The organism is Streptosporangium sp. NPDC050855 (genome assembly GCF_044456585.1).
GTDB lineage: Bacteria > Actinomycetota > Actinomycetes > Streptosporangiales > Streptosporangiaceae > Streptosporangium > Streptosporangium longisporum.
Genome location: NZ_JBITFY010000009.1, coordinates 251,676 through 277,998 on the forward strand (window position 1 = coordinate 251,676; position 26,323 = coordinate 277,998).

24 protein-coding genes and 1 tRNA gene are annotated in these 26,323 nt (G+C 71.0%); 10 read left to right on the top strand and 15 right to left on the bottom strand.

Annotation, left to right across the window (positions count from 1 at the left end; translation table 11 throughout):
- The first annotated feature begins 123 nt into the window (after positions 1–123).
- The gene (locus tag ACIBCT_RS19910; protein ID WP_344892225.1) at positions 124–660 is read left to right on the top strand and encodes a peptidylprolyl isomerase; all 537 of its coding nucleotides are present in this window, start codon (positions 124–126) and stop codon (positions 658–660) included.
- 285 nt (positions 661–945) lie between these two features.
- A complete protein-coding gene (locus ACIBCT_RS19915) occupies positions 946–1,821 on the top strand; it encodes a rhomboid family intramembrane serine protease (RefSeq protein WP_399190465.1) in 876 nt (291 codons plus the stop codon).
- A gap of 49 nt (positions 1,822–1,870) precedes the next feature.
- Here the strand turns inward: ACIBCT_RS19915 and ACIBCT_RS19920 are convergent, their stop codons facing one another.
- Positions 1,871–2,116, bottom strand: a complete 246-nt coding sequence (locus ACIBCT_RS19920) for a cell division protein CrgA (protein WP_399190467.1) — start codon at positions 2,114–2,116, stop codon at positions 1,871–1,873.
- Between the two features lie 211 nt (positions 2,117–2,327).
- Here ACIBCT_RS19920 and ACIBCT_RS19925 point away from each other — a divergent pair, with 211 nt between their 5' ends.
- The 3 genes from ACIBCT_RS19925 (at position 2,328) to ACIBCT_RS19935 (ending at position 3,752) form a co-directional block, all read left to right on the top strand.
- Positions 2,328–2,948 carry a class E sortase gene (locus ACIBCT_RS19925; RefSeq protein WP_399190469.1) on the top strand — a complete coding sequence of 207 codons (621 nt, stop codon included), beginning with the start codon at positions 2,328–2,330 and terminating at the stop codon, positions 2,946–2,948.
- 76 nt (positions 2,949–3,024) lie between these two features.
- Positions 3,025–3,183, top strand: a complete 159-nt coding sequence (locus ACIBCT_RS19930; protein WP_399190471.1) for a hypothetical protein — start codon at positions 3,025–3,027, stop codon at positions 3,181–3,183.
- Entirely contained in the window at positions 3,180–3,752 is a 573-nt protein-coding gene (locus ACIBCT_RS19935) for an anthranilate synthase component II (RefSeq protein ID WP_399190472.1), read from the top strand. Before ACIBCT_RS19930 ends, ACIBCT_RS19935 begins: the two co-directional genes overlap by 4 nt.
- A gap of 213 nt (positions 3,753–3,965) precedes the next feature.
- Here ACIBCT_RS19935 and pknB read toward each other — a convergent pair whose 3' ends face one another.
- The 7 genes from pknB to ACIBCT_RS19970 form a co-directional block, all read right to left on the bottom strand.
- A complete protein-coding gene (gene pknB / locus ACIBCT_RS19940; protein ID WP_399190474.1) occupies positions 3,966–5,849 on the bottom strand; it encodes a Stk1 family PASTA domain-containing Ser/Thr kinase in 1,884 nt (627 codons plus the stop codon).
- A gap of 82 nt (positions 5,850–5,931) precedes the next feature.
- On the bottom strand, positions 5,932–7,476 hold the full coding sequence (locus ACIBCT_RS19945) for a serine/threonine-protein kinase (RefSeq protein WP_399190476.1): 1,545 nt from the start codon (positions 7,474–7,476) through the stop codon (positions 5,932–5,934).
- Positions 7,473–8,930, bottom strand: coding sequence for a peptidoglycan D,D-transpeptidase FtsI family protein (locus tag ACIBCT_RS19950; protein ID WP_399190478.1), 1,458 nt, complete (start codon positions 8,928–8,930; stop codon positions 7,473–7,475). Before ACIBCT_RS19950 ends, ACIBCT_RS19945 begins: the two co-directional genes overlap by 4 nt.
- A complete protein-coding gene (locus tag ACIBCT_RS19955; protein WP_399190480.1) occupies positions 8,927–10,303 on the bottom strand; it encodes an FtsW/RodA/SpoVE family cell cycle protein in 1,377 nt (458 codons plus the stop codon). The genes ACIBCT_RS19950 and ACIBCT_RS19955 overlap by 4 nt, the downstream gene beginning before the upstream one ends.
- A gap of 4 nt (positions 10,304–10,307) precedes the next feature.
- On the bottom strand, positions 10,308–11,618 hold the full coding sequence (locus tag ACIBCT_RS19960) for a PP2C family protein-serine/threonine phosphatase (RefSeq protein ID WP_399190482.1): 1,311 nt from the start codon (positions 11,616–11,618) through the stop codon (positions 10,308–10,310).
- Positions 11,615–12,082 (bottom strand): FHA domain-containing protein, encoded by a 468-nt coding sequence (locus ACIBCT_RS19965; RefSeq protein ID WP_399190484.1) that lies wholly within the window; start codon positions 12,080–12,082, stop codon positions 11,615–11,617. The genes ACIBCT_RS19960 and ACIBCT_RS19965 overlap by 4 nt, the downstream gene beginning before the upstream one ends.
- A 17-nt stretch (positions 12,083–12,099) precedes the next feature.
- Positions 12,100–12,840, bottom strand: a complete 741-nt coding sequence (locus ACIBCT_RS19970) for a DUF3662 and FHA domain-containing protein (RefSeq protein ID WP_344892191.1) — start codon at positions 12,838–12,840, stop codon at positions 12,100–12,102.
- A 164-nt stretch (positions 12,841–13,004) separates the two neighbouring features.
- Between ACIBCT_RS19970 and ACIBCT_RS19975 the strand changes: the two genes are divergently transcribed.
- Positions 13,005–13,090 (top strand) — tRNA-Leu (locus ACIBCT_RS19975).
- A 356-nt stretch (positions 13,091–13,446) separates the two neighbouring features.
- Here ACIBCT_RS19975 and ACIBCT_RS19980 read toward each other — a convergent pair.
- The 6 genes from ACIBCT_RS19980 to ACIBCT_RS20005 all read right to left on the bottom strand — a co-directional run bounded on the left by ACIBCT_RS19980 (position 13,447) and on the right by ACIBCT_RS20005 (position 21,937).
- Positions 13,447–13,719 carry a GlsB/YeaQ/YmgE family stress response membrane protein gene (locus tag ACIBCT_RS19980; protein WP_399190486.1) on the bottom strand — a complete coding sequence of 91 codons (273 nt, stop codon included), beginning with the start codon at positions 13,717–13,719 and terminating at the stop codon, positions 13,447–13,449.
- 119 nt (positions 13,720–13,838) lie between these two features.
- Positions 13,839–15,032: an ice-binding family protein gene (locus tag ACIBCT_RS19985; RefSeq protein WP_399190488.1), complete on the bottom strand. Its 1,194-nt coding sequence runs from the start codon at positions 15,030–15,032 to the stop codon at positions 13,839–13,841.
- Positions 15,033–15,333: 301 nt separating this feature from the next.
- Positions 15,334–16,017 (bottom strand): hypothetical protein, encoded by a 684-nt coding sequence (locus ACIBCT_RS19990; protein ID WP_399190490.1) that lies wholly within the window; start codon positions 16,015–16,017, stop codon positions 15,334–15,336.
- A gap of 1,765 nt (positions 16,018–17,782) precedes the next feature.
- Positions 17,783–18,907 (bottom strand): ice-binding family protein, encoded by a 1,125-nt coding sequence (locus tag ACIBCT_RS19995; RefSeq protein ID WP_399190492.1) that lies wholly within the window; start codon positions 18,905–18,907, stop codon positions 17,783–17,785.
- A 511-nt stretch (positions 18,908–19,418) separates the two neighbouring features.
- Positions 19,419–20,453 carry a hemolysin family protein gene (locus ACIBCT_RS20000; protein WP_399190494.1) on the bottom strand — a complete coding sequence of 345 codons (1,035 nt, stop codon included), beginning with the start codon at positions 20,451–20,453 and terminating at the stop codon, positions 19,419–19,421.
- Positions 20,450–21,937, bottom strand: coding sequence for a hemolysin family protein (locus ACIBCT_RS20005; protein WP_399190496.1), 1,488 nt, complete (start codon positions 21,935–21,937; stop codon positions 20,450–20,452). The genes ACIBCT_RS20000 and ACIBCT_RS20005 overlap by 4 nt, the downstream gene beginning before the upstream one ends.
- Before the next feature lie 674 nt (positions 21,938–22,611).
- Here ACIBCT_RS20005 and ACIBCT_RS20010 point away from each other — a divergent pair.
- Positions 22,612–23,586: an LCP family protein gene (locus ACIBCT_RS20010; RefSeq protein ID WP_399190498.1), complete on the top strand. Its 975-nt coding sequence runs from the start codon at positions 22,612–22,614 to the stop codon at positions 23,584–23,586.
- A gap of 90 nt (positions 23,587–23,676) precedes the next feature.
- Here the strand turns inward: ACIBCT_RS20010 and ACIBCT_RS20015 are convergent, their stop codons facing one another.
- Complete coding sequence (locus ACIBCT_RS20015; protein ID WP_399190500.1) at positions 23,677–24,324, bottom strand: GPP34 family phosphoprotein; 648 nt, start codon at positions 24,322–24,324, stop codon at positions 23,677–23,679.
- A gap of 153 nt (positions 24,325–24,477) precedes the next feature.
- Between ACIBCT_RS20015 and ACIBCT_RS20020 the strand changes: the two genes are divergently transcribed.
- From ACIBCT_RS20020 to ACIBCT_RS20030, 3 genes are all read left to right on the top strand, one after another.
- On the top strand, positions 24,478–25,101 hold the full coding sequence (locus tag ACIBCT_RS20020) for a DM13 domain-containing protein (protein ID WP_399190502.1): 624 nt from the start codon (positions 24,478–24,480) through the stop codon (positions 25,099–25,101).
- Positions 25,102–25,243: 142 nt separating this feature from the next.
- Positions 25,244–25,849 carry a TenA family protein gene (locus ACIBCT_RS20025; RefSeq protein WP_399190504.1) on the top strand — a complete coding sequence of 202 codons (606 nt, stop codon included), beginning with the start codon at positions 25,244–25,246 and terminating at the stop codon, positions 25,847–25,849.
- Between the two features lie 146 nt (positions 25,850–25,995).
- On the top strand, positions 25,996–26,319 hold the full coding sequence (locus tag ACIBCT_RS20030; RefSeq protein ID WP_399190506.1) for a rhodanese-like domain-containing protein: 324 nt from the start codon (positions 25,996–25,998) through the stop codon (positions 26,317–26,319).
- Positions 26,320–26,323: the final 4 nt, after the last annotated feature.

Genomic DNA, 26,323 nt, shown 5'->3' on the forward strand with positions numbered 1-26,323 from the left:
TCAATCATGACGACCCATGGGAGGATGGTTGCGGGCCTGCGGTCGCGGCCGAAATCGTCAAAGCGCCACAAAAGCAATACGTTGCATAGGCATTGCCAACGACCTGAAGGGGGCAGTCCGATCATGGCTGAGAAGTTGATCGCGAACCTCAATACCAACCGCGGTAGCGTGAAGGTCCAGCTTTTCCCGGATCACGCGCCCAAGACCGTGCGCAACTTCGTCGAGCTGGCCGAGGGCACCCGCGAGTGGGTGCACCCGGAGACCGGCGAGAAGTCCACCGCCAAGCTGTACGACGGCACGATCTTCCACCGCGTCATCTCCGGCTTCATGATCCAGGGCGGTGACCCGCTGGGCCAGGGTGTCGGCGGCCCGGGCTACAAGTTCGACGACGAGATCCACCCGGACCTCTTCTTCAACCGCCCGTACCTGCTCGCCATGGCCAACGCCGGCGTCCAGTTCGGCCGCGGCACCAACGGCTCGCAGTTCTTCATCACCGTGGTGCCCACCCCTCACCTGAACGGCAAGCACACCATCTTCGGTGAGGTCGTCGAGGGCCAGGACGTCGTCGACGCCATCGCCAAGACCGAGACCGACGCCCGTGACCGTCCCAGCGAGCCGGTGGTGCTGGAGTCGGTGACCATCGAGCGCGTACAGGGCTGATCCATCGTCCGGCGGCCTCCCCGGAGGCCGCCGTTCGCGTTCCCGCGGCCGGGCCCGCCCGTCGCCGGGAGCGGCGCCCGCCCGGTCCCGGCGCGGTCCCGGTGCGGTGCCGGGAGCGGCGCCCACCCGGTCCCGGAGCGCCGCCCGCCCGGTCCGGGGAACAGCGGCGGCACTCCCGGCGTTCCCGGGAACACGCGTCCGCCACCGGGCGCACGGGTGCCCGCCATCCTGCATAGGCTGGCAGTCTGTGGATGACAGAACGCTCGAAGGGGCCAGCCGCACATCATGACCACCCAGCCGTCCGACGAGCCCGGCACCGTCGTCCCCACCTGCTACCGCCACCCGGGACGTGAGACCTACGTCCGCTGCCAGCGCTGTGACCGTCCCATCTGCCCCGACTGCATGCGCGACGCCGCGGTGGGCTTCCAGTGCCCCGAGTGCGTGGCCGAGGGCGGCAAGGGGATGCGCCAGGCGCAGGCCGTGTTCGGCGGCAGGGCGGTCACCACGCCCAGGGTCACCTGGGCGCTGCTGATCCTCAACGTGCTGGCGTACGTCGCGGAGATCGTGCGGACCGACCAGGTGCTGACCGCCTTCGCGATGAACTCCTACGAGGTCGCCTACAGCGGCGAGTGGTGGAGGATGATCACCGGCGCCTTCCTGCACATGCCGCCGGGGCGGGGCGGCCTGTCGCTGACCCACATCCTGTTCAACATGTGGGCCCTGTACGCCATCGGCCCCGAGCTGGAGCGACGCCTGGGAGCGGCCAGGTTCCTGACCCTCTACCTGCTCGCCGCCCTCGGCGGATCCGTCGCGATCTACCTGTTCGGCATCGCCGCGGTCGGGGCGTCAGGCGCGATCTACGGCCTGTTCGGCGCGCTGTTCGTGCTCGGCAGGAAGCTCGGCTACGACGTCCGCGGTGTGCTCTGGCTGATCGGCATCAACGCGGCGCTCACCTTCGTGATCCCCGGCATCAGCTGGCAGGGACACCTCGGCGGCCTGGTCACCGGCGCCCTGGTGGCCGCCGTCCTCGCCTTCGCCCCGGCCAGGAACCGCAACGCCGTCCAGTGGGGAGGCTGCGCGGTGATCCTGGTCGTGCTGGTGGCGCTGGTCGTCGGGCTGCCGCCGTTCGCGGTGCAGGCCGAGCTCGGGATCATGGGATGATCCACACCCTGATGCTTCCCCAGGGTGTGGACGGCGCCTGTGGAAAACGTCAACGCCAGCGGGTCGACAGGATCACGCCGAGGATGATGAAGGCGAATCCGACCAGCAGGTTCCAGTTCTGCAGGGTGCCGAACAGCGGCGCGGTGGGGGCCACGTAGTAGACGGCGATCCACAGGATGCCGACGATCCAGCAGGTCACCATGACCGGCGCCAGCCAGCGCGGACTGACCTTGATCTGCTGCGAGGCCTGCGGCGGGGTGTAAACCGGCTTCTTGCGAGTCTTGGGCTTGGGCACTGGGGTTCTTCTCCTGCGTCAACCCTGCGCGATCCGGATCGTGCGCAGGCCGTGTCGGTCAGCGTGGTCGCTGGTGGGTGAAGTTCCGTGTAAGGATAGTCCGCGCGCACGGGCCATGGCGATTCCGCGGGGCACCATCCTGTGGCAAATGTTGCGCCGAGGCGGCGATCAGGCGCGGCCGGGGCGGTATCGCCGTGAATAACCTGCCCCCATGAGAGCCATGCTGAGGGTCGCGGGCGATCTGAGCATCACCGCGGGCCTGGTCGTCCTGCTCTTCTGCGCCTACCTTCTCTGGGGCACCGGTTCCTACACCGCCCGGCAGCAGATCCTGCTGCAACGGGAGTTCGTCCACAAGGAGAAGGCGGCTCTCGGGCCGATCCGGCTGGGCGGTGCGGTGGCGATGCTGAAGATCCCCAGACTCGGTGACGACTACCGGTACGCCGTGGTGGAGGGGGTCGACCCGGACCGGCTGCGGATGGGGCCGGGCCACTACCCCGGAACCGCAATGCCCGGAAAAATCGGTAATTTCGTACTTTCTGGCCATCGGACGACCTATGCCGCGCCGTTCAACCGCATCGACGAGCTCCAGCCGGGGGATCCACTGATCGTGGACACCCGCGAGGCCCGCTACACCTACCGGGTCACCGACAAGCGGATCGTCGACCCCACCGAGGTGGACGTCATCGCACCGGTTCCCGGGCGGCCGGGACGGAAGCCGGCCAAGGCGATGATCACGCTCTCCACCTGCCATCCGGAGTACTCGGCGGCCCAGCGGCTGATCGTCTTCGGCGAACTGGACGAGCGCAGGGACCGCCTCGAACGCCCCGAATGACCTGAGAACCGTGACCACCCGGCGGCCGGGACGCCCCGAAGCACGACGGGCCCACAAGAACCGGACAAGGAATCGCATGTACGGATGGATCTGGCGAGCGCTTCCCGGAAGCCTCGCGGTCAGGGTGTTCACCGCCGTGGTGCTGGCCGGGCTGGCCGCGGCCGTACTCTGGTACCTCGTGTTCCCCTGGATCGAACCTCGCATCTCCCTCGACCCGACCGTCGTGGGCCGATGAGCCGCGTCCTCGTCGTCGACAACCACGACAGCTTCGTCCACACCATCGTGCAGTACCTCAGGCAGCTCGGCGCGGCCTGTGACGTGCGCCCGCGCGACCGGGTCGCGGTCGAGGACGCCTCTGGTTTCGACGGGGTCCTGATCAGCCCCGGCCCCGGCACGCCGGAGGACGCGGGGGTGAGCGTCCCGCTGGTCGGCCACTGCGAGGAGCGCGGCATCCCGCTGCTCGGCGTCTGCCTGGGACATCAGGCCATCGCCGTCGCCCACGGCGCGACCGTGGCGCGGGCCCCCGAGCCCGTGCACGGCCGTACCAGCGCGATCACGCACGACGGGCGCGGTGTCTTCGCCGGGCTGCCCTCACCGGCGACGATGACGCGCTACCACTCGCTGACGGTGCTCGCCGGGACGGTCCCGCGGACGCTGGAGGTCACCGCCGTCACCGAGGACGGCGTGGTCATGGGCCTTCGGCACCGCACCGCGCCCGTCGAGGGCGTGCAGTTCCACCCGGAGTCGGTCATCTCCGAGCACGGTCACCGGCTGCTCGGGAACTGGCTCGAAAGATTGGTGTAACGCGGGGCCCCTACTGGACGATTGACCAGTGAGAGCCCTTCCGCCATCGCCCCCGAGTGGCGGAAGGGCTCTTCCCCGTTTCCGGGCCCCGCTCGGTGAACGACTCCGCGATCCCCGCCCCCGGACCTCTCCGGAGCCCGTACCCCGTACCCCGTGAACGAGGAGGACCCCCGCGCGGGCGCGGGGGTCCTCCTCGTCATCGGTGCCGGGACGTCAGTTCCCGTCCGGCGGCGCCTCGTCGAGGATGGTGCCGTCGTCGGTCTCCGTGGGCTCCGGGTTCGGGTCCGTCGGCTCGTCGGGGATGGTCGGCTCCTCCGTCGGCTGGCTCGGCTGCTCGGTCGGCTGCGGCGGCTCACCGCTGGAGACCACCAGCGTGATCGTCGTACCGGGCTGGTACTTGCCGCCGGGCTCGGGAGACTGGCTGATCACGGTGTCCTTGGGCAGGTCGCTCGGCTGCTCGACGACCTTCCACTTGAAGCCCAGCTGCTTGAGCGTCTCCTTGGCGTCCTTGACCGTGAGGTTCGTCACCCCCGGCACCTCCACGGCCTCCTTGGGCACGTAGATCCGGACGCTTCCCCCCTTGTTGTACTTCTTCCCGGCCGCGGGCACGGTCTCGAAGACGATCCCCTGCTTGCGGCTGGAGGCCTTGGACTGCAGGGTGACCTCGAAGCCGGCCTCCTCGAGGATGCTCCGGGCCTCCTCGGCGGTCTTGCCGACCACGTCGGGCACCTCGAGCTTCTCGACGCCCTTGGAGACCTTGAGCGTCACCTCGGCGCCCTTGTCGACCTCGGTGTCGGCGGCCGGATCGGTCTCGATCACGACACCGGCGGGGACCTCCTCGTCGAACTCCTCGGCCGTCTTCACCGTCAGGCCCAGGTCGGTGAGCCTCTTGGCCGCCACCTCCGCGCTCTGCGAGGCCAGCGGGGGGATCTTCACCTTGCCGCCGGTGGCCGGGGTTCCCGACGAGTTGAGGAACATGTACCCCACGCCGATGAAGGCACCGATGACCAGCAGCGGGATGAGGATCCACGCCGCGGTCTTCACCGCGGTGTTGCCACCGGCCGGCTGGCGGCGCCGTCCGCGCTCCCCGCCGCCCGCCGCGCCCTGACCGCCACCCTCGGGGCCGTACTCGTACGCCGGGACGGCCGTGGTGCGCTGGGTGGCCGGGCCGCCGGGGGGCGGGGCCTGCATGGTCCGGGTGGCCGGGTTGTACACCGCGGTCCCGGCGGCCATGGTCGTCGTCTGGGCGTCCGTCGGGATGCCGGACATCGCCCGCTGGATGTCGGCCCGCATCTCCCCGGCGCTCTGGTAGCGGTGCGCCGGGTCCTTGGCCATCGCCTTGAGCACGATGGCGTCGGCCCACGGGGGGATGTCGGGGTCGATCTGCGACGGCGGGATCGGGTCCTCGCGCACGTGCTGGTAGGCGATCGCGACCGGCGAGTCACCGGTGAACGGCGGCTGCCCGGTCAGCAGCTCGTACAGCACGCAGCCGGTGGAGTACAGGTCGCTGCGGGCGTCGACCCGCTCGCCCCTGGCCTGCTCCGGCGAGAGGTACTGCGCGGTCCCGATCACCTGGGCGGTCTGCGTCATCGTCGCGGCCGAGTCGGCCATCGCGCGGGCGATGCCGAAGTCCATGACCTTGACGTCGCCGTTGCGCGTGATCATGATGTTCGCCGGCTTGATGTCGCGGTGGACGATGCCGCCGCGGTGGCTGTAGTCCAGCGCCCGCAGGATCCCGTCGACCAGCTCGGCGGCGCGCTCGGGCAGCAGCCGCCGGTCGGCCCGGAGCAGGTCGCGCAGGGTGCGCCCGTCCACGTACTCCATGACGATGTAGGGCACCGGCGCGCCCTCGGAGACGTCCTCGCCGGTGTCGTAGACCGCGACGATGGACGGGTGGTTCAGTGACGCGGCGGACTGCGCCTCCCGGCGGAAACGCGCCTGGAAGATGTGGTCCCTGGCCAGGTCCGCGCGGAGGGTCTTGATGGCGACGATCCGATCCAGCCGGATGTCTCGGGCGCGATAGACCTCGGCCATGCCGCCACGCCCGACGACGCCGTCAAGCTCGTAGCGATCGCCGAGGCGTCGGGGCTGAGTCATTTCCTGCACTGTCCCTTACCGTTCATCTTGGGTGCCGGTGAGCTCTTGGGCCACCGGTGTCCATCATCGACCCGTTGCCGCATCACGTCTCCTCATTCGGCGGGTTCGTGTCGCCGGGGTCGGGAGTCGCACTGGGTTCTGCACTCGGTGTCGCCGTCGGGGCGGTGGGCGTGGCGGTGGGAGTCGTCGGGCTCGGGCTGGACGGTGGCGACGTACTCGGCCGTGCGGTGGGCGTGGCCGATGTGCTTACCGTAGCCGACGGCGTGACCGTGGGTCGGCGCGACTTCGTCGGCGGGACCGGCGGTCTGCTCGCCGCGGGAGTGCTCCTGTCCGGCCGGGCCGTGGACGGCTCGGTGGCCGGACTCGACCGTACGACCGGCCGGCCCGGCTCGCTGTCACCGGGACCGTCCGCCAGCTCACGGGCGGCCAGCGTGCCCAGTCCGACCGCGGCGGCGCACCCCGCCACGACGGCGACGATCATCGTCGTCCTGCGCCTGCCACGGCGCCCGCCCGCAGGTGGCGGGGCGACCGGGGCGGTGGCCGGCCGCCACGCGCCCGGCAGCGCCTCGCCGGAGCCGGTCCGCCCCTCGCCCCAGCCCTGGCCCTGGCCCTGGCCCTGGCCCTGGTACGCGTTCCCGGACGCCGGCCCCTGGACGGCACCGGGCCCTTGGTACGCGTCGGGGACCACCGGAGGGACCCCGGGGCCGGTGGAGGCGGCGGGCGACGAGGAGGTGACCTCGCGCGGCCACTCGGTGGCGGGTTCTGCGCGCCAGCCCGCCGGGTCGGTGAGCATGCCCAGGCCGGTGGTGCCGGAGGCGGTCAGCGCGTCGAGCAGCACGTCCGCCCGCTCCGACAGCTCCCTGGCGCCGGCCGGCCGTCGCAGCGGGTCCTTGGACAGGCACGCCATGACCAGGTCGCGGACCATCGGCGGCACGTCGTCCGGAAGCGGGGGCGGCGGCTCGCCGATGTGCATCAGGGCGATCGCCACCTGCGTGTCGGCGGTGAACGGCGCCCGTCCCGCCAGGCACTCGTAGGCGACCACGCCGAGGGAGTAGATGTCGGTGGCGGGCGTCAGCGGCTCACCGGACGCCTGCTCGGGGCTGACGTACTGGGCGGTGCCGAGCAGCATCCCGGTCTGGGTGACCGGCGCGGCCTCCAGCACCCGGGCGATGCCGAAATCTGTGATCTTTATCACGCCCGCCTCGGTCACCAGCAGGTTGCCCGGCTTGATGTCCCGGTGGATGATCCCGCCGCTGTGCGCCGCGTGCAGCGCCCTGGCCGTCTGGTGCACCACGTCGAGGGTGACCTCGGGGGGCAGCCTGCCGTCGCGGGTCAGGATGCCCGCCAGCGACTGGCCAGGAACCAGCTCCATGACCAGGTAGGCGACGCCCTCGGCCTCGCCGTAGTCGAAGACCTGCGCGATGCCCGGGTCGGAGAGCCCGGCCGCGATGCGCGCCTCCGAGCGGAACCGCCTGCGGAACTCAGGATCCTCGGCCACGTGCGCGCGCAGCAGCTTCACCGCGACCTCGCGGCCGAGCAGGTCGTCCCTGGCCCGCCACACCTCACCCATGCCGCCCGACGCGATACGCCCCAGCGGGCGGTACCGGCCCCCGAGCAACGCGGTCATCTACCCAGCACCGCTTCCATCACGCTCTTGGCGATCGGGGCGGCGGTCTGACCACCGGAGGCGTCGCTTCCGGCGCTCCCGGACTCCACGATCAGCGCGACGGCGATCTTGGGCTTCTCGGCCGGGGCGAAGGAGATGAACCAGGCGTGCGGGTCACGGCCCTGGGCGGTCTCGGCGGTGCCGGTCTTGCCGCCGACCTTGATGCCGGGGATCTGCGCGGCGCTCGCGGTGCCCTTGTCGACGACGTTGATCATCATCTCCTGGAGCTTGCGCGCGTTGTCCTCGCTCATCGCGGTGGAGAGCACGTCCTGGTCGGCGGCCTCGATCTCGTTGCCCTCGGCGTCCGCGACCTTCTTCACCAGGTACGGCTTCATGACCACGCCGTTGTTGGCGATCCCGGCGGCGATCATGGCCATCTGCAGCGGGGTCATCTGGTTGCTGCGCTGGCCGATCGAGGCCTGGGCGAGGGCGGCCTTGTCCTCCTCGGGCCCGATGCTGCTGCCCGCGACGGCCAGGGGGATCTCCAGCGGCTCGCCGCCGATGCCGAACTTGAGCGCCTGCTCGCGCAGCGCGTCGTAGCCCAGCTCCATGGCGATCTTGCCGAACGGGGTGTTGCAGGACTTCTCCAGCGAGAACGAGAGCGTCACGCGCCCGGCGCCGCACGCCGCCCCGCCGTAGTTGGGCAGGTCGGCGGTGGTGTTGGGCAGGTCGAGCACCTGCGGGGCGTCGACCTGGCTGTCCGGGCCCAGGGTGTCGTCGCTGTTCAGGTACGCCGCCATGGTGACCACCTTGAAGGTCGAGCCCGGCGGGTAGGTGCGCTCGATGGCCCGGTTCACCAGGGGCTTGTCCTCGTCCTTGTCCAGCTTGGTGTAGGCCTTGTTGACGACCACCTTGTCGGGCTTGGACAGCGGGTTCGGGTCGTAGGTGGGGATCGAGACCATGGCGAGGATCGCCCCGGTCGCCGGCTCGATCGCGACCAGCGCGCCCTTCTTGCCGCTGTCGCCCAGCGCCTTGTAGGCCGCCTCCTGCGCCCTGGGGTCGATCGTCAGGTCGACGTTGGCCCCCTTGGACTGCTTGGCGGTGAACAGGTCGATGCTGCGCCGGATCAGCAGGTCGGCGCTGCTGCCGTCGAGCAGGCTGTTCCTGGCGCCCTCCATGTCGCGCGCGCTCTCCGGCGCGAAGAACCCGGTGATGGGCGCGTAGATCTTGCCCTCGGGGTAGCGCCGCTGGAAGCGGAACTCGGGGTCGCCGGTGTCGAAGGACTCGGCCAGCACCTTGTCGCCCGCGGTGATCCGGCCGCGTTCGACCTCGTACCGCTTGTAGAAGTTGCGCTCGTTGCGCGCGTTCGCGCGCAGGTCGTCCGCCCGCACGGCCTGCAGGTAGTTCACGTTGATCATGAGCAGGCCGAACATGACCATGCAGGCGAAGGCGGCGCGCTTGAGGGGACCGTTCATCGCTGGAACACCTGCGTCATTCCTTCGTCCTGGATGGCCTGGGGCGGGGGCTTCCTCGCCGTGTCGGACATGCGTACCAGCAGCGCGATGAGGATCCAGTTGGCCAGCAACGCGGATCCGCCCTGCGACATGAAGGGGGTGACCAGACCGGTCAGCGGGATCAGGTTGGTCACGCCGCCGACGATGATGAAGACCTGCCAGGCCAGGATGAACGACAGTCCACCGGCCAGCAGCTTGGAGAACGGGTCGCGGGCCGTGAGCGACGTGCGCAGGCCGCGCTCCACCAGCAGCGCGTAGACCATCAGCAGGGCCATCAGCCCGGTCAGGCCCAGCTCCTCACCGGCGGCGGGGAAGATGAAGTCGGAGAAGGCCAGCGGGATCTCGTACGGGTGGCCCTGGCCGAGACCGGTGCCGAGGATGCCGCCCTCGCCCATGGCGAACAGGCCCTCCATGAGCTGCGCGCTGCCACCAACCTGGTCGAAGAGCGCCGGGTCCTCGGGGTTGAGGTAGACCGTGAAGCGTTGCTGCACGTGGTTGAAGAGCATCCCCGCCAGGACCGCGCCGCCCACGAAGAGCAGGATTCCGATGAGCACCCACGAGGTGCGCTGGGTGGCGATGTAGAGCATCGCGATGAACGTGCCGAAGATCAGCAGCGAGGAGCCCAGGTCCTTCTGCAGGATCAGCACGCCCAGGCTGAGACCCCAGGTGATGAGGACCGGGCCCAGGTCACGGGCCCGGGGCAGGTCGATGAAGAGCAGCCGCCGCCCGGCCAGGGCCAGCACGTCGCGCTTGGCGACCAGGTAGCCGGCGAAGAAGACGACCAGGGCGAGCTTGGTGAACTCCGCCGGCTGGAGGGTGAGGCCGCCGACGCCGATCCAGATGCGGGCGCCGTTGATCTCCCTGCCGATGAACGGCAGCAGCGGCGCGACCAGCAGGGCCAGGCCCACCGCGCCCATCGTGTAGGTCAGACGCTGCAGCGCGCGGTGGTCGCGCAGCACGATCAGCGTCAGCGAGAACATGACGACCCCGACGGCCGTCCACAGCAGCTGGTTGGTGGCCGAGGCGCCCTTCATGCCGGACGCCTCCAGCCGGTAGATGATCACCAGCCCGATGCCGTTGATCAGCGTCACCAGCGGCAGGATCAGCGGGTCCGCCCAGGGGGCGAACCTCGCCAGCACCAGGTAGGCGGCGAGCATCAGGCCGCCCAGCCCCAGGCCGTAGGTGAGCATGCCCGACGGGATCTGGTTGTCGAGCGCCAGCCCCACATTGGCGTACGCCAGCATCACGATGGCGACCGCGAACGCCAGCATCGCCAGCTGGGCCACCCGCCGTTTGGCGGGAAGCGGGACGGGCTCGGCGCTAGGGGTGCTCATGTCTCTACTGTGACCTCGTGGATTCGGGGGTTCTCACGGGTGTGGGCGAGGCCGAGGCGCTGGGTGTGGCGCTCGGCTTCTTCGCGCCGCCGGATCCGGCGGCGGTCGTCTTGAGCTCCTCGATCTTCTTCAGGCCCGCCTCGACCCCGGCCACCGGGATGCCGTCGCGCACCTGGCCCTGCTGGAACGCGCCAAGGGCCGACACCGACTCCGTGGTGCTCTTGGCCACGTCGAACAGCTCGAAGGGGCCGACGTTGGTCTTCACGCCCTGAAAAACCACGATCTCGTTACCCCTGGCCCCTACGAAGTACTGGTCCTCCAGCCACTGGCTGCCGAAGTACCAGCCTAAGCCGCTCCCGAGCACGACGACGCCGCCGGCCGCGGCCAGCAGGGGCCACATCCGGCGGCGTCGGACGGGTCGGGCCGCGGCCCTGACGACCGGCTCGTCGGGGTCGTCGTCGGAGATCACCGGCTGCGGCATGGTGACCGCCCCGGCGGCGCGGCCGGCCGGGGTGTCCGGCGGTTCGGACGGCGCCCCGCCGGAACCGGCGGCGCCGACCACGGCGGCCTCGGTACGCGGCGTGAAACCCTCGTCGACCTCCAGCACGTCGGCCACGACGCAGGTGATGTTGTCGGGACCGCCGCCCCGGTTGGCCAGGTCGATCAGGGCCCGCACCACCCCCTCGGGATCGTCGATCGTGGAGAGCGTGTGGTGCAGGGTCTCCGCGCTCACCACCCCGGACAGGCCGTCGGAGCACAGCAGGTAGCGGTCGCCGATCTGGGCCTCGCGCAGGGACAGGTCGGGGTCGACCTCGCCGCTGCCGTCGAGCGCCCGCAGCAGGATCGAGCGCTGCGGGTGGGTGGCGGCCTCGTCCTGGGTGATCCGGCCGTCGTCCACCAGCGACTGCACCAGGGTGTGGTCGTGGGTGATCTGGTAGAGCTCACCCGCGCGCAGCAGGTAGGCCCGGGAGTCACCGACGTGGACCAGGGCGACCCTCGTACCGGACCAGAGCATGGCGGTCAGGGTGGTGCCCATGCCCTTGAGGCTGGGATCCCGGCCCACCATCTCGTGCAGCCTGCGGTTCGCGTCGCGTACCGCCGCCTCGATGGCGCTGAGCAGGTCACCTCCCTGCGCGTCCACGTCGAGCGAGGACATCGCGGCGATGGCGACCGAGCTGGCCACCTCACCGTGTGCGTGGCCGCCCATGCCGTCCGCGACGGCGAGCAGGCGGCCGCTGGCGTAGGCGGAGTCCTCGTTGCCTTCGCGGAGGAGGCCGACGTCTGAGCGGGCGGCGTAACGGAGTGCGATGGTCATTTGCGCAATTCGATGACGGTCTTACCGATGCGGATCGGAACACCGAGCGGCACCGGAGTCGGACGGGTGACTTTGGAGCGGTCGAGATACGTGCCGTTGGTGGAGCCGAGATCTTCCACGATCCACTGACCGTCCTGGGGGAAGAGCCGGGCGTGCCGGCTGGAGGCGTAGTCGTCGCTGACTACCAGCGTCGCGTCGTTCGCCCGGCCGATGGTGATGGGCGTCTCCGTGAGATCGATGGTGGTGCCTTGGAGGGGACCACCGATGACGACCATCTGCCGTGGTTCCCCCTTCTTGGATTTGGCCGCGGGCTTCACCGGCTTGGGGACCTTGCGCGCGGGGACGGCGACGGCCGTGCGCGAACCGAACAAGTCTGTCCGGATCACACCGACCGCGGCAATCACGAAGAACCACAGCACCGCGAGGAAGGCGAGCCGGATCAGCAGCAGCGTGAGCTCGGACATGGACCGTCTGTTTACCTTTAATCGCGCCGGAAAACCAGAGTCGTGCGCCCCAGCGTGACACGAGTGCCGTTCTGGAGCTCGACCCGGCGAACCGGCTGGCCGTTGACGAAGGTGCCGTTCGTGGAGCCGAGATCGACCAGCGCGACCTGGGGGCCCTCCACTCGCAGCTCGGCGTGGTGCCGGGACACACCCGGATCGACCAGCCGTAGATCACAGTCGGTGCCCCTGCCGAGCAGGGTCACCGGGGTCGTGAGGTCGAAGGACCGCTGGCCCTGCGGGTCGTCCTGGGTGGAGACCAGCAGGCGGGGACGACCCTGGAAGGCCTGCCGCTTCCCGGGGGGCACGTCGCTCACCGGTGTGCGGATCTCGTCCTGCTCGACCGTCGCGCCGCGGATCACGCCGGAGCGGATGCGGAACAGGCCGACCGCGAGGTCGTCGGCCATCTCGAAACGGACCCTGACCGGCCCCACGAAGGAGTAGCCCTGTTCCTTGGCGTACTCCCTGGCGAGGTTGGCCAGCTCGTGACTGATGCTGTCGGCGTAGACCTCCAGGCGCTCGCTGTCGGTCGTGGACAGCTCGACCACGAAGTCGTTGGGCACCAGGGTGCGCCCCTGGGCGACGATCGCCGCCCGCTCGTCCATCTCGCGTTGGACCGCACTGGCGACCTCTACCGGCTGAAGGTCAGATTTGAACGCCCGCGCAAAGGCACCTTCAACCAAGCCTTCGAGCCTCCGCTCGAAACGCTGAAGGACTCCCACCGGGTACCTCCCCTCATCCGTCTATGTGGTCGCGGTCGCTCGGGGGCTTGTCGGCTCGTCCTCGCTCTCTCGCACCCGCCGCTCCGCTCTGGCATCTAGGAGGATCGTATCCGGGTTCATGGGTAACGGCTGATCCGTGCTAATGTTTCGACCGCACCCAACAAGGGCGGGTGGCGGAACGGCAGACGCGCACGGTTCAGGTCCGTGTGTCCGAAAGGACGTGAGGGTTCAAATCCCTCCTCGCCCACCAGGATCCACCGGTGAAACGGGTGGGTCCACAGTGACGAAAGAGGGCCCCGGTTCGCAAGAGCCGGGGCTTCTTCGTTTTCCGTGGTCTTCCAGGTGTCCGCGCACGGGCAGAGATCTATCCGGACCCGCTTGCAGACGGCTTTCGCGTGACTTGCGCTGTTTATTACGCTGACGGCTGAGAGCCGCGACGGGCCGCGGGACCGCCGGGCCCCGCCGACCGGCCGTTCCGCCCCATGCCGCAGGCGGCCGCGGCCCGGGATCCGGGCCACGGCCGCCACACGTCACGGGATGCCGGCGCACGCTCGCCCCGGATTCCTCCGGTTGACCCCGGATTCTTCCAGGACGTACGCCGATCGGTCAGCGGACGCCGCGCCTGCCGTACATGCCGGCCACGAGGGCGACGCCGGCGGCGGCGAGGGCGACCTGGATGATGATCTCGATCCAGTCGATGCCCCTGGTGTCACCGACTCCCAGGGCGTTGGCAAGGAAGGACCCGAGCAGGGCCGCCACGATACCGATCACGATGGTCAGCCAGATCGGGATGTTCTGCTTCCCGGGGACGACCAGTCGTCCCAGAATGCCGATGATGGCACCGATGACGATGGCGGTGATGATGCCGGTGACTGTCATGTCCACACTTCCTCATTGATCGACTGCAAGCCGTATGCCCGTGACGGGGGGCATGATGCATAACGGAACGACGACACCGGGTGAACATTCCCCCACTGCCCCTGCGTGACTCCCGTCCCTCAGGCCACCGAGTGGGTGATGGTGGCGGTGTAGATCCCGATGACCACCCCCACCGGCGGCGTCACGGTGATCGTGGGGTCCCAGGTCGCCGAGTTGTTCCCGATGCCGTCGGAGGCGGAGAAGGCCACACGCGCGGAGCCCAGGTCACCGGCGGTCCCGGGGGTGAAGGTCGCCTCACCGGTGGTCCGCGTGGCCGGGCCCGGCGAGTAGCCGACGAGCTCCCCGGGGATGGTCTCGGACTCGGTGCCCTCGCCGGTGGTGAAGTCCGTCGAGCCGACGGTCACCACCCAGGCGGCTGGCGAGGCGCCGCGCTCGTCGGTCACGGTCACCTCGCCCAGGTTGTTCGACAGGCCGCTTCCCCCGGCCGTCACGGACCCCAGGTCCGCGCCCGGGGGCACGCTGATGGACAGGGGGCCGGGGGCGGGGGCGGTGGGGGCGGTGACGGTGTTGGTGTCGAGGGTGACGGCTCCGTTGCGGGCCAGCAGGCGGCCGTCGACGGTCACGCCGGTGGTGGCGGTGATCGAGGTCAGCGCGAGGACGGTGCCCACGAGGTCCGAGCCGGTGCCCAGCGTGGCCGAGCTGCCCACCAGCCAGAACACGTTACGTGCCCGGGCGCCGCCGACGAGGTCGACCGTACTGGCGGAGGCGGTGACGAGGGTGGAGGCGGTCTTGAAGATGAAGACCGCGTCGGGGTCGCCCTGGGCGTCCAGGGTGAGCTGCCCGGTGATGCCGAAGGTGCCGGCCGCGGAGTCGTAGGTGCCCGGGGTGACGGTGGTGCCGCCCAGCTCGGTGGGCAGGGTGGCGTCGACGGCCTGACCCGCGGCGTCGTCGTAGGCGACGGTGAGGTCGCTCCGGGCCTGGGCGGCGGCCGTGTCACCGGCGTGGACGGTACCGCTGACGGTGCCGGGCGGGAAACCGGTGATGGCCGTGCCCGGGCTCACCCCGAGATCGCCGGTGAGCACGGTGGCGCCGGTGTTGGTGACCGTGCTGCCGCCCAGGACCGCGAACGCGCCGGCCGTCCCCAGCTCCACCGGCTCCGCGACGCTCAGGCCGGGCCGCGCGGCGGCGAACGTGATCAGAAGGGGGACCAGGAACACGATCACCAGCGCCGGGACCACCCCGGTGAGAGGGCGGAGCCCGGTCGGTCTCGAAGCGCCGGTACGTCGCGGCGGCACCGAGACGGAAATCCTCATGCGTCCCTCACCCACGAGTGGCGTCACCGGGAAAGGTTGCGACGACCGCGGAGCCCGGTTGATCTCGTTGTAGCACCCGATCGCACCGTCACACCGGCGGCGTGCCGTCCGGCGGACGGCTCTGTCCGGGCGCTTTCCCGCGGGGCGATCGTTCTCGGTGCCCCTCGTGCGCCGGGCCCGTCTGCGGGGTCCTCCCGGGGCGGTGGGCCGGTCCTCCGCGGGCGTGCGACGGAGCGGCCCGATGGAGCGGCCCCATGGAGCGGCGCGGTGGAACGGCCCGTGAGCCTGTCGGGCCGTTCCTTCATATGGCCGTCATATCCGCCGCGACCGTCTTGCGCGTCCCGAGGAACTCGAAGTCGTAGACGGTGTTGTTCACCTGAAGCCCGTCGATCGCCCCGATGAAAGGGCCGTCCGTGCTGGCGAACCCCAGGCTGAAAGTGATCACCGCGTCCGGCAGCCTGGCCTTGAGCTCGTCGAACGTGCACGGGGTGGCCTGCGTGCAGCCGATCAGGGTGCCCGTCGCTCCGGTGGCGTACCAGGCGCTGCCGGCGGCACCGGCGTCGTACTGCTGCCAGGTGTTGACCGTCGGCGTCGCCGGAGCCGACGGGGCGGTGGACGCCTCCGGCAGGTAGATCAGCTTGGTGACGTCCGTCGTCCCCACGTTGGGGTCGGCCTCGATGGTGAGGGAGGGCAGCGACACGTCCGCCATGGAGTCGGTGCCCGCGAACACCCAGTAGCTCAGGGTGGTGATGTCCCCGACCGGCAGCTCCGCGAAGTCGGTCTCGTTCCCGAAGGCGATCTCGTCGGGTTCGTCGTCGACGATGATGCCGATGCTGCCGCTGCCGTAGGGCGGTGGCACGTCGGCGGCGGAAACGGTGGGATCCGTGCGGGCGTACGGGCCGGTGCGGTAGACCGCGCTCGGGTCCCCCAGCGTCTCGCGACCGATGATGCCCCACGTGTCGTCGGCGCACACCGTCTCTCCCACCGGGCCGATGGGTCCCGCGGGTCCCGCGGGCCCGGTCAGGCCGATCGGTCCCTGGGGTCCGGTCGGTCCTTCGGGTCCTACGGGTCCGGTCAGGCCGGTCGCTCCCTGGGGGCCGGTGGCTCCTTCGGGTCCTGCCGGTCCGGTGAGGCCGGTGGCTCCTGCGGGTCCTTCGGGTCCGGTCGGTCCTTCGGGTCCTACGGGTCCGGTCAGGCCGGTCGCTCCCTGGGGGCCGGTGGCTCCTTCGGCTCCTGCGGGTCCGGTGAGGCCGGTGGCTCCTGCGGGTCCTTCGGGTCCGGTCGGTCCTTCGGGTCCTACGGGTCCGGTCAGGCCGATCGGTCCCCGAAGGCCGGTGGCACCTGCCGGTCCCGTCGCTCCCGTCAGGCCTGTGGCTCCTGTCGTCCCCGCGGGTCCGGTCAGGCCCCTCGGCCCCTGGAGACCGGTGGCACCTGCCGGTCCTGTCAGGCCGGTGGTGCCCGCCGGTCCTGCAGGTCCCGCGGGCCCGGTCAAGCCCGTCGCCCCTGTCAGACCCGTCGGTCCCGCCGGGCCGGTGGCACCCGTCGTCCCCGCGGGTCCGGTCAGGCCCCTCGGCCCCTGGAGGCCGGTGGCGCCCACCGGGCCCTGCGAGCCGGTCGCGCCCGTGGCACCCACCGGTCCTCGAAGGCCGGTGGGTCCTGTCGCTCCCACCGGGCCTCGCAGGCCCGCCGGTCCCGTCGCACCGGTCGCACCCGCGGGTCCGGTCGCACCTATGGGCCCGGTCGCACCCGTGGCACCTCTCGCTCCCGTCGCTCCCGCCGGGCCTCGCAGACCCGTGGCGCCGGTGGCACCTGCCGGTCCCGCCGGTCCCGCCGGACCGGCAGGACCGGTCGGACCGATGGTGCCCACCGCCCCCTTCGGGCCGACCGGACCCATGGGGCCGCTGTGGCCCCGCTCACCCCGGTCGCCACCGCCCGGCATCATCCTGCCCGCCGGTCCTGTCCTGCCGGCAGGTCCGGGCTTGCCCAAGGGACCGGTGGGACCCATACGCCCGGTGGGTCCCATACGGCCGGTGGGCCCCATCGGACCCGGCGGTCCCATCAGGGCAGCCCCCGGTCCTGCCGGGCCCACGGGACCGGCAGGACCGGCAGGACCGGTGGGGCCTACCGGTCCTGTCGGACCGGTAGGCCCCACGGGCCCCGGCGCGCCGTCCGAACCCGCGGGGCCGACGGGGCCCGCAGGGCCCGTCTCGCCTCGTGGCCCACGTCGTTCGGGCGTCCGGCGCGGACGGCATGAATCACAGACACGCGGGCCGCGTGCGCACACGCAGCACTTTCTTCCGCATCGACGAGGACCACAGCACCGCTTCCGGCAGTGGCCCTTCACAACCGCCTGAGGATGGTACGGGTGGAATCCTCGCCCGCACGCCGCGGTCGTTCTTCCGGAGCCGTCGAACCGGCCGAAACCGATGATGCCCGCTTTTTCGCCGGAGGAGTTCGCCGCCGCCGTTTCCGGTGCGGCGAGAAAGGCCCCGATCGCGGCGACCGCGATGCCCAGGAGCCGAGCGCCCCTGCCGGGCCGCGAGCCCGTGATGAATCTGTCTCGATGAGAATTCATTTCGTTTCCATGTTGCTCGGCGGCTCGCGGAGACGATGTCCGCGATGCCTGATCGGTGGCCACCGGGGAGCCACCCGCAGAGGCTTTGAAATGCGTCGTCCCGGTCAGGACCGGAGCGCTCGCCCGGGGCACGGAAGCCGCGGCGGACGCACGGACAGGGCCGTGTCGATCCCGGTCAGACGTTTCGTCGGGGAACGGACGACCTCGTCTGGAGGCCGCGGCGGACCGCCTGCCCGCACGCCGGTACCAGGCAGAAACCGTCGGCGTCCACGTCCTGCGTGAACACCGCCGACGTGCTCGGGTCGAGCGCGTCCGTGCCCGGGAAGACGGCCGTGATCTGCCGTGCGCCCTCGGTGAGGCCGCTCACGGTCAGGTCGGCGTGACCCGTGGCGTCGAGCTGGGCGGTGCCGAGGCTGACCCCGTCGGCGAAGAACTCGACCGGCCCGGAGGGAACGACCGAGCTCGAGGACCTCACCGTCGCGGTGAAGGTGATCGGACCCTGCTGCGTCATCGCGCACGACGAGTTCACCGTGGTGGTGGTCGTCCTCGGCGGATCGACCGCGCACTGCGACACGGTGACGGTGTCGGAGTCGAGGGTGACGGCTCCGTTGCGGGCCAGCAGGCGGCCGTCGACGGTCACGTCGGCGCCGGCGGTGATCGAGGCCAGGGCGAGGACGGTGCCCGCGAGGTCGGAGCTCGCGCCCAGCGTGGCCGAGCTGCCCACCAGCCAGAACACGTTGCACGCCTGCGCGCCGCCGGTGAGGGTCACCGTGCTGGCGGCGGCGGTGATGAGGGTGGACGCGGCCTTGAAGATGAAGACCGCGTCCGGGTCGCCCTGGGCGTCGAGGATCACCTCTCCGGTGATGCCGAAGGTGCCCGCGGCGGAGGTGTAGGTGCCGGGGGTGACGGTGGTGCCGCCCAGTTCGGTGGGGATGACGGCGTCGGAGGGCTGGGCGGCGGCGTCGTCGTAGGCGATGGTGAGGTCGCTCTGGGCCTGGGCGGCGGCCGTGTCACCGGCGTGGACGGTACCGCTGACGGTGCCGGGCGGGAAACCGGTGATGGCCGTGCCCGGGCTCACCCCGAGATCGCCGGTGAGCACGGTGGCGCCGGTGTTGGTGACCGTGCTGCCGCCCAGGACCGCGAACGCGCCGGCCGTCCCCAGCTCCACCGGCTCCGCCGCGTACGCGGCGTGCGGTGCCGCCACCAGGGTTCCCATCGCGACGATGATCGCGACGGTCCCGTTCCGCCAGGGGGACAGGCTCTTTCGTGGTACGGAGAAGAAAGGTCTTCTGTCTACCATGATTCTGTTCTTTTCTCTTGATATTTCCCGTCCACGCGCATTGCCGACGATGCGCAATTAATTCGGATCCTACTGATGGGTGGCGCCGTTTCCGTCATACGACATGCGCGGAGAACCGATGTGCGCATCTGTTCGTTGCATATCTGGTAATGAGGGAAGTGGAGGGATCAATCGCAGAATTTCGTGTTTTTGGCGTCCCGCCGTGAGGGCTCGGAATCACGGTTCCGGGGATGATCGTTCATCGGGATCCGGGACGGGAGGGTCACCCAGGGAGCCTCGCCGTAGCCGTAGCCGTAGCCGTAGCCGCAACCGCAGTCGTGGCCGTGGGGACACGGCGGCCGCTGCCTCCACCGCCACGTTCGGAACGGCGGGAACGGCGCGGAAAGCGGCGGGGGGGGGGGGGGGGGGGGGGGGGGGGGGGGGGGGGGGGGGGGGGGGGGGGGGGGGGGGGGGGGGGGGGGGGGGGCCCCCGGCCCCCCCCCCCCCCCCCCACGGTGGAAGGGGAAGCCCGCTATCGGGCCGTGAGCGCCCGTACGTCCAGGATCTCGCCGAGCAGGTCCGTGAGGCTCACCATGCCGATCACCTCGCCGCCGCCGTCGGTGACGAGTCCCAGGTGGGCGCGGGCGTCCTGGAGGGCCGAGACCGCGTCGGGAATCGTGGTGCCCGCCTCCAGGCGGGGCACCGGGCGGGCGAGCTCGGCGGGAGTCGCCTCGGGACGGACCAGGACGTCCCTGACGTGCACCACGCCCAGCACGTCGCCCGGACGACCGGAGGTGACGAGCATGCGCAGGTGCCCGTCGCGCGCGGCGACCTCGCGCATGTGCGCCCCGGTCGCGTCGGCGGGCACCGAGGTGGTCTCCGCCAGCGGCAGCATCAGCCGTTCGACGGGCTGCTGGTGGACCCGCAGGGCCCGGGTGAGCAGGTCGTGCTCGTCGCGGTCGAGCAGGCCCATCCGGCCCGACTCCCCGACCAGCATCGCCAGCTGGACCGGGGTCCTGGTGGTGGCCAGCTCGTCCTTGGGATGGACCCCGAACAGCCTCAGGATCTGGTTGGTCAGGCCGTTCAGCGTGGCGAGCACCGGGCGGACGACCCAGGTGAACCCCCGGAACGGCAGGGCCAGGGCCATCGCCGCGGTCTCCGGGTGGGTCAGCGCCCACGACTTGGGCGCCATCTCGCCGACGACCATGTGCAGGAAGGTGACGAGGGCCAGTGCGATCACCAGCGAGATGGGGACCTGGAGCGACTCGGGTACGCCGACCGCGGCGAAGACCGGCTCCAGCAGGTGCTCGATGGCGGGCTCGGTCACCATGCCCAGCCCGAGCGAGCAGAGCGTGATGCCGAGCTGCGCCCCCGCCAGCATCAGCGAGAGCTCCCTGCCGCCGCGTACGGCGGCGCGGGCCGTGATCCGGGTCAGACGGCCCCCCTTGGCCGCCAGCTCCTCCAGGCGGTGCCTGCGGGCCGAGATGACCGCGAACTCGGCGGCCACGAAGAAGGCGTTGCCGATCAGCAGGGCCACGCCCAGCAGCAGTGCCGCCGTGGTGCTCATCGTCGCCTCCCCCCGCTCCGCTCGATCATGGGCGCCTCGGGACCGCGTTCGATCATCCGTGGCTCGGGTGTCATCGTCTCGCCGTCTCTCCCGGCGTCCGTCGCCGTTCCCTCCGCCGCGTCCGTCCCGGCGCCGTCGTCCCCCGGGGGGGTGGCCAGCGAGAGCCGTACCCACTCGGGGACCCTGCGGTGCACCGACAGGACCGTCAGCACCGCGTCCTGCTCGTCGGCGCGGTCGTTCTCCAGCGGGTCGTTCTGCAGGGTCAGCGTCACGGTCACCCGGTCGCCAGGCTCGGCCATCCGGCCGAGGGTGGCGAGCACCAGGCCCGCGGCGGTGTCGTAGTCGTCGCTCTCGGGCAGCTGCAGGCCGATGGCCCGCTCGATCTCGTCCAGCCGGAGCGTCCCGGGCAGATCCCAGGTGCCCTCCTCACCGGCCACGACCCCGGCCGGTTCGGGATCGTTCTCGTCGATGAGCTCGCCGACGAGCTCCTCGGCGAGGTCCTCGACGGTGACCACTCCGGCCAGGCCGCCGTACTCGTCGATGACGCACGCCAGGTCGTCGCGGGCGACGCGCATGCGCTCCAGCACGACGGGCAGCGGCAGGGAGGTGGGCACCAGGAGCGCGGATCGGGTGATCTTCTCCAGCGTGCCCTCGGTCAGCCCGGACCTGAGCAGCTCGCGTACGCCGGTCACCCCCACCACGTCGTCGCCGTTCCGGCTGCACAGCACCGGGTAGCGCGAGTGGCCGTGGGTGCGCACGGCCTCGATCAGGTCGGAGATGGGCCGCTCGTCCCTCAGCAGCACGACGCGCGGGCGGGGCACCATCACGTCCTCCGCGGTGCGGTCGCCGAACTCCAGCGCGCGCTTCAGCAGGTCCGACAGCCGCGGCGGCAGGTCACCGGCCATTGCGGAGTCGGAGATGATCCGGGAGAGCTCCTCGGGGCTGGCACCGTGCTCGATCTCCTCCACCGGCTCCACGCCGACCAGGCGCAGCAGGCCGGTGGCGGCGGAGTCGAACAGCCGGATGACCGGCCCGGCGATCCGCAGGTAGATCATCGTCGAGCGGGCGAGGAACTTCGCCACCGGCTCCGGACGGGCGATGCCGAGGTTCTTGGGGGCCAGCTCGCCCAGGACCATCTGGATGACGGTGGCGACCGCGACCGCCAGCGCCACGGCGATGCCGGGTACGGCTCCCGGCGGCACGCCGGCGCTCTCCAGCCAGGGGCGGATGACGGTGGCGATCGCGGGTTCGGCGATGAAGCCGACCAGCAGGGCGGTGACGGTGATGCCGAGCTGCGCGCCGGACAGCATGAAGGACAGGCGCCCGGTCACCGCCAGTGCCCGCTCGGCGGCGGCGTCCCCGGCGTCGGCCTGCTCGCGGAGCACGCCGCGGTCCGCCGCGACGAAGGCGAACTCCTGGGCGACGAAGTAACCGGTGGCGAGAGTGAGGAGAAGTACGGCCAGCAGGCCCAGAGCCGTGTTCACCGGGGGATGCTCCCGACCGGTTCAGCGGGTCCCGTGCGCGTGCACGGGCAGGTACTCCACGGGTCCGCAGTGGACACGATCATCCTTTCGAGCAGAGGTAGTCCTCTACCGTAACGATCCGGGTGGGGCTTGATGTTTCCGGATCGGCCGTCGAGCGCATTATTGGTGGCTAACCACCCCTATGAGTACTTTTGCATAAGGAAACCTTGGTGACCCGGCGGCATGCGCGTGAGCCACGACGTAGCGTCGATAATGACGTTTTCACCAAAGATCGAGAAGTGGCGGGACACGACGTGGCTGACAGGCCCGAAGACGACGATCGCACTCGTGCGCTGCGATCGCCCACGCCGGGGTCCGTGCCGCAGGGAGCGGCCGGACGGCCCGCCCCTCCCTCGCGAGGCGGGCCGGCGTCGCCCCTTCAGGAGGTGACGGCGCCGCGGCGCGGGGCCTCCGCCCGTGAGGCGTCCACCGGGCAGGAGGCGCCCGGGGAGGTGCCGCGCCCCCGGGGAAGCTCGCGGGTGTACGGCAAGGCCAGGCCGGGTTCCAGCCCGGTCAGGCCGTTGAAGGCGTCCTCGGCCCCGGCCCCCGGCGTTCCGGCGCCCGCGGGCCCGCGGGCGGGAGGCCCGGGGGGTCCGGAAGGTCCGGCAGGTCCGACAGGTCAGGGAGGATCGCGCGTGTCAGGCTGGCGGCCCAAGCGTCCCGGACGGCTCGCGGTACGGATCCTGGCCGGTGTGGTCGTCGTGTTGCTGGTCCTGGCCGTCGGCGGGTACTTCGTGGTCAGCTCGCGGCTGGTCACGATCGACGCGCTCGGCGACTACGAGGGACGTCCCGCCGACACCCCGGGCACCAACTGGCTGCTGGTCGGCTCCGACAGCCGGGCCGGTCTGACCGCGGCCCAGCGCAAGAAGCTCGCCACCGGCAAGGCGGTGGGGCGCCGTACCGACACGATGATGCTGCTGCACATCCCCGACGGCGACGGCCGCCCGACCCTGGTCAGCCTGCCCCGGGACTCCTACGTGCCGATCGACGGCCACGGCAGCGACAAGCTCAACGCGGCCTACGCCTTCCAGGACGGCGGGCCCAAGCTGCTGGCCAGGACCGTGGAGAAGGTCACCGGGCTGCGGCTCGACCACTACATGGAGATCGGCTTCGGCGGCTTCGTCGGCATCGTCGACGCCATCGGCGGCGTGGAGATCGACGTCAAGCAGGCCATCAAGGACCCCAAGGCCGGGATCAACCTGAAGAAGGGCCGGCAGGTCATGGACGGCGGGACGGCCCTGGGCTACGTCCGCACCCGCGCCACCGGCAACATCCCCGACCTGGACAGGACCCAGCGCCAGCGCCAGTTCTTCTCGGCGGTGGTGAAGAAGGCCGCCAGCCCGGGTGTCCTGATCAACCCCTTCACGTCCGTCCCGCTCGCGCTGAGCGCCGCCGACTCGGTGTCCGTGGACGAAGGGACAGGGGTGTTCAACCTGCTCTCCCTGGGCCTGGCCATGGGCGACAACCCGGTCACCACGGTCGTCCCGGTCGGCTCCCTGCCCACCATCAACGGCCAGTCCGTCGTCAAGTGGGACCGGGAGAAGGCCCTGCGCATGTTCGAGGCGCTGGCCCAGGACAAGGCGGTCCCCAAGGACGTCCTGGCCAAGTAGGCGCTCCGCCGGGCGGGACGTCCGGCGGATGAGGCCGAGCCGGTGAGGGGCCGGTGAGGGGCCGGTGGGAGGGCGGTCGAGGGGCCGGTCTCAGCTGGTCGTGGTGGTGACCACGGCACCGGCGATCACGGCCGTCATCACGGCGGCGTTGACGGCTGCGATGGTGTCGGAGACCGCCTTGCCGGCCCATCCGCCCTCGACGATCTCCTTGATCCGCTCCTTGCTCGCGTCGGGGAACGCCTTACGGTCGATCTTGGCCGCGTGCAGGATCGCGATCAGCACCGTGACCCGCTCGTCCGGGACGGCACCCGACAGCACGCCCTGCACCCGCTCGCGGATCTCCAGCTCGACACGCGGGTCACGCTCGGGGTAACGCGTGCTCGGAAAGATCCCCAGCACCTTGTGCCGCTCCTCGTCCAGCACGCCCCGCTCCGCCAGGCGGGACAGCAGGCGCCTGCGGAGCTTGTCGGTCTGAAGCTTCTGCACCCACCACTCGGGCTTGCGCGCCTTGGTCTCCGCCGCCATCCGCGCGAGCGGCCCGTCCAGCTCCTCGTCGCCCAGGGGGGTCGTGTCGCGGACGGTGACCTTCTTGTCGGCGAGGTCGATCCGTCCGGCGACGGTGAGCTCGCCCAGCAGCGCGCCACCGAGCGCGGCGTTCAGCTCCGTGGAGCCGATGAGCTGCTTTCCGTCCTGCTCGCCGTACGCGAGCAGAAGCACTTCCTCTGCGATCGTCGTCATGGCCCAGACACTACGTCGCGGCTCCGGGGCGGGCGTAAGCACTCCGTAAGCGATGGGCGTCCCCGTCGGCGATAGCGTCGCCCCGAGGTCGCGGGAACGCCCGTCGGCCTCGTTCCCGGGCCGAGGCCGGGGGCTCGACGCTGGAGGTGTCCGATGAGGGTCAAGAGGTTGCTCCGGCATCCCGTCACCCGGGTCGTGCTGGTGATCGGCGCGGTGGCGGTCGGTGTCGCCCTGTACCTGTTCCAGCCCTGGCGGCTGTTCACCGTCGTGGAGGTGAACGAGGCGCTGCCGGTCGCGGAGGCGCCATCCTCCCCGGCGTCCCCGGGGGCCTCGGCGTCACCGGAGTCCGAAGCGTCCCCGGCGTCTCCGGAGTCCCCGGCGGACGGCGGGACGGGCGAGCCCACCCGCCCCGCCGAGACCTCCTCGGCGCCGAAGAGCCTGGCCACGGGCACGTTCGTCTCCCACGAGCACGACACCGCCGGTACGGCGAAGGTGCTGGAGCTGCCCGACGGGAGACGGATCCTGCGGATCGAGGACCTGAACACCTCCGACGGCCCGGACCTGAGGGTCTGGCTGAGCGACCAGCCCGTCAAGCAGGGAAGGGCCGGTTGGTTCAACCTGGACGACGGCAGGCACCTCGAACTGGGCGACCTGAAGGGGAACAGGGGGAACGCCAACTACGCCATCCCGGCCGGGGCCGACCTCGACGACCTGAAGAGCGTGACCATCTGGTGCAAACGCTTCAGCGTCTCCTTCGGCGCCGCCGCCCTGAGGTGACCGCGTCCGGGGGACGTCCCGAGGCGATCCGCGCCTCCGGGAGCGAGGGTCGGGACCGTCCGAAGCGTCTTGCGCCTTCGGGAAGCGGAGGCCGGGACCGTCTCGGCGCGGCCGGACGCCCGCCTGGCACAATGCCCGGACTATGAGCGTTTCCGAGGAACTGCATGTCATAGGCCGCCCGCTCGTCGAGGCGCAGCTGGCCCACCCGACGGTGGCGGGCATCGCGCGGGGGGACCTGCCCGAGCCGGTGTTCCGGTCCTGGCTGGAGCAGGACTACCTCTTCCTGCTCGACTACGTGCGCGTCTTCTCGCGGCTGGCCTGGCAGGCCCCCGACGGGCATCTGGGCGACCTCGTGGACCTGGCCCACTCCACCTTCCACGACGAGCTGAACCTGCACCGGTCCCTGTCGGCCGGGTTCGGCGCCGACCTCGACGGGGCGACGAAGGGACCGGCCTGCGCGGCCTACACCGCCTTCCTGCTCGACTCCGCCGCGGTCTACGCCGACGGCCTGGCCGCGCTCTATCCCTGCATGTGGGGCTACTCCACCCTCGGCAGGAGGCTGGCCGAGAACCCGCCCGAGGAGCCTCGCTACCGCGCCTGGGTCGACACCTACGCCCACCCGGGCTTCGCCGAGCTGACCGGGAGGATCGCGGTGATGATCGACGAGGCGGCACCGGACCCGGACCGGGCCCGGAGGCTGTTCACCGAGGGGATGGCCCATGAGATGGCCTTCTGGGACGTGCCCTGATCTCGTTCCCGTCCGTCCTCCGGCTTTGTGGCACCGGATGACCGACCGTGCCGGTTCGTCCTTCGCCGGGGAGGATCGAAGGTCCGGATGAGGGCGTCCGAGTGGCTTTGCGCCCCATCGGGTGGCGGAGTTGGAACAATGAGCGCATGAATGTTCCTGAGGTCGAGGTGCAGGCCGTGCCGGATGACGCGTTCCTGCTCGACGTACGCGAGAACGACGAGTGGCGCGCCGGGCACGCGCCGGGAGCCGTCCACATCCCGCTGGGAGAGTTGCAGTCCCGGGTCGGTGAGGTGCCCAAGGACGCTCCCGTCTACGTGGTCTGCCGGGTCGGCGGCCGTTCGGCGAGCGCCACCGCCTGGCTCAACCACGGCGGCTGGAACGCGATCAACGTGGAGGGCGGAATGCGGTCCTGGGACTTCGCCGGCCGCCCGATGGTCGCCGACGGTGGTCACGACCCGTTCGTCGCCTGAGCCG

Bases quoted from the DNA above. Each gene is read 5' to 3' on its own strand.
- ACIBCT_RS19980 (WP_399190486.1), bottom strand. From the start codon at position 13,719: ATGACAGTCACCGGCATCATCACCGCCATCGTCATCGGTGCCATCATC.
- ACIBCT_RS19950 (WP_399190478.1), bottom strand. From the start codon at position 8,930: ATGAACGGTCCCCTCAAGCGCGCCGCCTTCGCCTGCATGGTCATGTTC.
- ACIBCT_RS19965 (WP_399190484.1), bottom strand. From the start codon at position 12,082: ATGTCCGAGCTCACGCTGCTGCTGATCCGGCTCGCCTTCCTCGCGGTG.
- ACIBCT_RS19925 (WP_399190469.1), top strand. From the start codon at position 2,328: ATGAGAGCCATGCTGAGGGTCGCGGGCGATCTGAGCATCACCGCGGGC.
- ACIBCT_RS20020 (WP_399190502.1), top strand. From the start codon at position 24,478: ATGAGGGTCAAGAGGTTGCTCCGGCATCCCGTCACCCGGGTCGTGCTG.
- ACIBCT_RS19915 (WP_399190465.1), top strand. From the start codon at position 946: ATGACCACCCAGCCGTCCGACGAGCCCGGCACCGTCGTCCCCACCTGC.
- ACIBCT_RS19985 (WP_399190488.1), bottom strand. From the start codon at position 15,032: ATGAGGATTTCCGTCTCGGTGCCGCCGCGACGTACCGGCGCTTCGAGA.
- ACIBCT_RS19995 (WP_399190492.1), bottom strand. From the start codon at position 18,907: ATGGTAGACAGAAGACCTTTCTTCTCCGTACCACGAAAGAGCCTGTCC.
- ACIBCT_RS19955 (WP_399190480.1), bottom strand. From the start codon at position 10,303: ATGAGCACCCCTAGCGCCGAGCCCGTCCCGCTTCCCGCCAAACGGCGG.
- pknB (WP_399190474.1), bottom strand. From the start codon at position 5,849: ATGACTCAGCCCCGACGCCTCGGCGATCGCTACGAGCTTGACGGCGTC.
- ACIBCT_RS20000 (WP_399190494.1), bottom strand. From the start codon at position 20,453: ATGAGCACCACGGCGGCACTGCTGCTGGGCGTGGCCCTGCTGATCGGC.
- ACIBCT_RS20025 (WP_399190504.1), top strand. From the start codon at position 25,244: ATGAGCGTTTCCGAGGAACTGCATGTCATAGGCCGCCCGCTCGTCGAG.
- ACIBCT_RS19945 (WP_399190476.1), bottom strand. From the start codon at position 7,476: ATGACCGCGTTGCTCGGGGGCCGGTACCGCCCGCTGGGGCGTATCGCG.
- ACIBCT_RS19960 (WP_399190482.1), bottom strand. From the start codon at position 11,618: ATGACCATCGCACTCCGTTACGCCGCCCGCTCAGACGTCGGCCTCCTC.
- ACIBCT_RS19910 (WP_344892225.1), top strand. From the start codon at position 124: ATGGCTGAGAAGTTGATCGCGAACCTCAATACCAACCGCGGTAGCGTG.
- ACIBCT_RS20015 (WP_399190500.1), bottom strand. From the start codon at position 24,324: ATGACGACGATCGCAGAGGAAGTGCTTCTGCTCGCGTACGGCGAGCAG.
- ACIBCT_RS19930 (WP_399190471.1), top strand. From the start codon at position 3,025: ATGTACGGATGGATCTGGCGAGCGCTTCCCGGAAGCCTCGCGGTCAGG.
- ACIBCT_RS20030 (WP_399190506.1), top strand. From the start codon at position 25,996: ATGAATGTTCCTGAGGTCGAGGTGCAGGCCGTGCCGGATGACGCGTTC.
- ACIBCT_RS19935 (WP_399190472.1), top strand. From the start codon at position 3,180: ATGAGCCGCGTCCTCGTCGTCGACAACCACGACAGCTTCGTCCACACC.